The 4,230-nt window shown below is 60.4% G+C and carries 6 protein-coding genes; 2 read left to right on the top strand and 4 right to left on the bottom strand.

Annotated elements, in window-relative coordinates; all coding sequences use genetic code 11:
- The coding region (locus VOI29_RS22985) for an AAA family ATPase (protein ID WP_416361579.1) at positions 1–157 on the bottom strand (157 nt) is incomplete at its 3' end.
- Positions 158–348: 191 nt separating this feature from the next.
- Positions 349–666 carry a DUF6280 family protein gene (locus tag VOI29_RS22980; RefSeq protein ID WP_008556013.1) on the bottom strand — a complete coding sequence of 106 codons (318 nt, stop codon included), beginning with the start codon at positions 664–666 and terminating at the stop codon, positions 349–351.
- Positions 667–885: 219 nt separating this feature from the next.
- On the opposite strand from VOI29_RS22980, the gene efp reads away from it, so the two are divergent.
- On the top strand, positions 886–1,449 hold the full coding sequence (efp, locus tag VOI29_RS22975; protein WP_024089371.1) for an elongation factor P: 564 nt from the start codon (positions 886–888) through the stop codon (positions 1,447–1,449).
- 163 nt (positions 1,450–1,612) lie between these two features.
- On the opposite strand, the gene VOI29_RS22970 is transcribed toward efp, so the two are convergent.
- Positions 1,613–2,173, bottom strand: coding sequence for a cysteine hydrolase family protein (locus tag VOI29_RS22970; protein ID WP_323784016.1), 561 nt, complete (start codon positions 2,171–2,173; stop codon positions 1,613–1,615).
- Positions 2,174–2,250: 77 nt separating this feature from the next.
- Between VOI29_RS22970 and VOI29_RS22965 the strand changes: the two genes are divergently transcribed.
- On the top strand, positions 2,251–3,189 hold the full coding sequence (locus VOI29_RS22965; RefSeq protein WP_323784014.1) for a GlxA family transcriptional regulator: 939 nt from the start codon (positions 2,251–2,253) through the stop codon (positions 3,187–3,189).
- A 206-nt stretch (positions 3,190–3,395) separates the two neighbouring features.
- Here VOI29_RS22965 and VOI29_RS22960 read toward each other — a convergent pair whose 3' ends face one another.
- On the bottom strand, positions 3,396–4,139 hold the full coding sequence (locus tag VOI29_RS22960; protein ID WP_323784012.1) for a folate-binding protein: 744 nt from the start codon (positions 4,137–4,139) through the stop codon (positions 3,396–3,398).
- Positions 4,140–4,230: the final 91 nt, after the last annotated feature.

Genomic DNA, 4,230 nt, shown 5'->3' with positions numbered 1-4,230 from the left:
CGCCTTCGGCGGTGACGGCGGCATTGTTCGACATGTTCTGCGGCTTGAACGGCGCCACTTTCAGACCGCGCCGCACATAGGCGCGCGCCAGCCCCGCCACAAGGAGCGACTTGCCGACATTGCTGCCGGTGCCCTGGATCATGATCGAACGCGCCATTGCTGCCTCTCCCTGCCTGCGCCCCTCTGTCAGGGCCTGCATAGCAGCTTAGGCGGCGCCGTCCATGGGCGCTGTGCCGGAACCGCCAGCCGGCGGCAGCCGAACGACGGCTTGCCCCCGCGGAAAGTGCGGCGCGCAAAAGAAAAACGCGCCCCAAGGGGCGCGCTTTTCAGCAATGCGGGGCAGCGGCCTTAGGCGGCTTCTGCCTGCGCAGCGTTGCGGCGTTCGCTTTCTTCACGCGACAGCGCAACCGACGTCCGCACACCGCGGCCGACAAAGTCCATCAGCCCTTCGACCACCCGTTCGTTGGGGTCGATCCCGGCACAGGACAGCACTTCGCGGCCATCGCGCGAGCGCGCCCAGCGGGCAATCTGTTCCGGGCCATTGCCGTATTTCTTGTCGTCGGCGATGGCATCATCCAGTGCGGCCAGGACAACGGCTGCAAAAAGTTTGCGGGCGCGGTTGCCTTGCTCGTTGTTATAAGCGGTGCCGTCTACGAAATCTCGCATCTCGTATCCCTTGTTGTTCTTGCTATTGCAATTTTCGGCGTAGCGCTGCTTATGACGGAAGTGTGACGATTCGGATAGAGCGCAGATGCATAGCATTCATGCAATTTGCGCATAGCTTCTTCATCCTTCTTACACACCATATCCTTGTCTTGCCAGCGATCAGCCTGCCAGATATAGGGTCTTGCAAGTTTTCAACAACCATCTGAAAGGCATTTTCCCATGCCCAAGATCAACGGTAACGAAATCCGTCCCGGAAACGTCCTGGAACATAATGGCGGTTTGTGGGCAGCGGTGAAGGTCGATCACGTCAAGCCCGGCAAGGGCGGTGCCTTTGCCCAGGTCGAGCTGCGCAACCTGCGCAACGGCTCCAAGCTGAACGAGCGGTTCCGCTCGGCGGACAAGGTCGAGAAGGTCCGGCTGGAGCAGAAAGACCAGCAGTTCCTCTATGAGAGCGACGGCATGCTGGTGTTCATGGACACCGAAACCTACGAGCAGATCGAACTGCCGGCCGAGCTTCTGGGCGAACGCCGCCCGTTCCTGCAGGACGGTATGACCATTGTGGTGGAATTCCACGAATCCGAGGCGCTGAACGCCACCGTGCCGCAAAAGGTGACCTGCCAGATCGTCGAGACCGAGCCGGTCGTCAAGGGCCAGACCGCGGCGAATTCCTTCAAGCCCGCGATCCTGGACAACGGCGTCAAGGTCATGGTGCCGCCCTTCGTCGGCCAGGACGAGATGATCGTGGTGAACACCGAGACCATGGAATATTCCGAGCGCGCCTGAGCCGCCTCAGGAGACCGCAATCAGAAAGCCCCGTGCAGATGCGCGGGGCTTTCATTTTTGGCGCTGTCAACTTCAGCTTTCAGCCGGGCCTCTGCCGGTTTCCCCGCATTGACCGCGGCGAGCCCCGAGTGACCGATGCTGCGATGCGCCACGAATGTTGGCTTCACACTTCAGGAAAGATTTCCGAGGCAAGCCGGACATCTGCGTAGCTGGCGGCCAAAGGTGCCATGATCGCCGCATGAACCAATTCGGACGACACATTTACACCATTATGCGCGACATTTGCTGCTGCGCAGGCATCGTGAGCCACCGACACTTCAAAGCCAAGGTCAACTCCGGCTCGGACAGTCGCGTCGACGCACATCTGGCTCATTGCGCCGCATATGACGAGGTGCTCAATCTGTGCCTCCCGCAACAGGGCTTCCAGGTTCGTGCCGGCAAAGCTGTTCGGCCTGGCCTTTTCGACAACTGTTTCCGCAGCCTTTGGTGCAACACTGTCATGGATTTCTCCGCCGGCGGTTCCCGGGAGAAAGAACCGGGCCGCATCAGGTGCCATGACATGTTTGACATGGATCACCCTCACACCTGTCTGGCGCGCGGTCGCAAGCAGGCTTGCGGCCCTTCCCGAAGCGGCGTCCATGTGCGGCAGAGCCATCTTGCTTCCCTCGAAGCTGGGGAAGTAATCGTTCTGGATGTCGATCAGGAGCAGGGCGGTATTGGTCATTTTGGCCTCGTTTCAATGTTCGTTTAACTCTGTCTTGGGATTTACGATGCCATGCCCTGCCGCTACGATTGGCGGATATGACAGAGAATGTGCCAAATACGCCAATGGTCGCCATTGTCGCCTATGAGGGTGTTCAACGATCCGCTTTGCATGGGCTGGGCGAAATGTTTGACGTGGCCAATGGGCATGTCGACGAACAGACCGGGCGGAAGATTTTCCATCAGGTTCTGACGCCCGCCGCCATTGATCCTGCGCAAGACATCGACGCCATTATTTTCCCGCCGAACTTAACAGGGGCAAGGGGGCGCGATGACCGCAACCTGCACTGCTGGATCAGGCATCAGCATCTGGACGGAACGATCATTTGCTCTGCCTGTGCCGGAAGCTATTGGCTGGGGCATGCAGGTATTCTGGATGGTCGCCCGGCGACAACGCATTGGGCGCTCGAATCGGACTTCCGGTCAACCTTCCCAAAGGTGTGCCTGCACCCCGAACACATCCTGCTGGATGACAATGATATTGTCACCGCCGGCGGGGTGATGGCTTGGGTGGATTTAGGGATCCATCTGATCGGTCGCTGGCTTGGTCCGGCCGTCGTCTCGCGCACGTGCCGTCAGATGCTGATCGACCCGACGGGCCGGGAGCAGCGCAATTACCGGTCTTTCCGCCCGGACATGACGCATAAAGACCAGACCATCCGCACCCTGCAGCTCTGGATGGAGGGTCACGCCGAAACAGATCTATCGGTTGCTGCCTTGGCCCATCGGGCTGGTCTTTCGGAACGATCACTCCATCGTAAGTTTCCAAGCGCAACCGGGCTTTCCGTAAATCGATATGTTCAAGAGCTTAGAGTTGAAAAAGCAAAGGGGCTGCTCGAACTCACGGGGCTGCCGGTCAGCGAAATCTGCTGGCGTGTCGGCTATCACGATGTTTCCGCTTTCAACCGCCTCTTTAAATCTGTTTCAGGCCTGAGCGCTGGTGAATTTCGAAGCCGTTTCAAAATTCATCCAATTTAGAGGTCCTGTTGTGGTGTAAGGCGGACACCCGGCGCGATGCAGGGAATGTTCTGAAAGTCCGCAGAACCGGCCGGGAATTTTTACCGCAGCAACGCCGCCGGCACGCAGGATTTTCTGCTGGAGCAGAGCTGACCCAAGCCCGCCATCGCCCTGCAGCTGACGGCTGCGCGGTATTTCTGTGCCCAGAACGGAAAAAACCCTTCCGTTCAGCCGGCTTGCGGCTGCCAGGTGACACGGGCCTCCCCGGCCAGCATTTCGCCCTTGGCGCGGTCGAGCCGCAGATAGGCAATGCCCTTGCCGCCGGATTGGGTAAACAGCGTGCCCGCCGGCTTGCCGTCTGCGGTGATCTCCGTGCCAACCGGCGCCGTGCCGTCCACGTCCACTGTGCGGAACCCTTTGCGCAGCTCGGTTTTGTGCTTCATCCGCGCCGTCACCTCTTGGCCGACGTAGCAGCCCTTGCGGAAATCCACCCCGTTCAGCGACTCGAACCCGGCTTCCAGAATATAGCTCTCCGGCCCCAGCTCGACGCCGGTCTCAGGGATGCAATGCGCCACCCGGACCGCATCCCAATCGGTCCCGTCATCGCCGCCCGCGGCGCCGTACATCCGCCAGCCCATCGCGGCATGGCGCGGATCGGCATGGGCGCCCGCGGGCCTTTCCCCGGTGCCGCGCTGCACCTGCAGATCGGTCATCTCCACCTGCACATCGGCGCGCAGCCGGTACATGTTCAGCCGCTTCAGCAGCCCCTCGGCCAGCGACGCTTCCACATCCAGCAGCACCGCCTCGCCGTCCGCGGCCAGAAAGAAATCCGCCAGATACTTGCCTTGCGGCGTCAGCAGCGCGGCATAGACCAGCCCGCCGTCCAGCCGGTCCACATTGTTGGTGACAAGCCCCTGCAGAAAGGGTTTGGCGTCACTGCCCGTCAGGCGCAGGATGCGGCGGTCGCTCATTTTGTGTCTCCGGTGTGGCTAAGGGGACGTTTCATAGTGCCGCCCAGTGATATAGGAAGCAGGGCGGAAGAAAACAGGAATTCCTGCCATG

The organism is Leisingera sp. (genome assembly GCF_034669605.1).
In the GTDB taxonomy this organism is placed as follows: Bacteria; Pseudomonadota; Alphaproteobacteria; order Rhodobacterales; family Rhodobacteraceae; genus Leisingera.
The sequence above is the reverse complement of the archived record's forward strand: the minus strand, read 5'-3'. Positions and strand labels throughout refer to the sequence as shown.

Bases quoted from the DNA above. Each gene is read 5' to 3' on its own strand.
- VOI29_RS22980 (WP_008556013.1), bottom strand. From the start codon at position 666: ATGCGAGATTTCGTAGACGGCACCGCTTATAACAACGAGCAAGGCAAC.
- efp (WP_024089371.1), top strand. From the start codon at position 886: ATGCCCAAGATCAACGGTAACGAAATCCGTCCCGGAAACGTCCTGGAA.
- VOI29_RS22970 (WP_323784016.1), bottom strand. From the start codon at position 2,173: ATGACCAATACCGCCCTGCTCCTGATCGACATCCAGAACGATTACTTC.
- VOI29_RS22965 (WP_323784014.1), top strand. From the start codon at position 2,251: ATGACAGAGAATGTGCCAAATACGCCAATGGTCGCCATTGTCGCCTAT.
- VOI29_RS22960 (WP_323784012.1), bottom strand. From the start codon at position 4,139: ATGAGCGACCGCCGCATCCTGCGCCTGACGGGCAGTGACGCCAAACCC.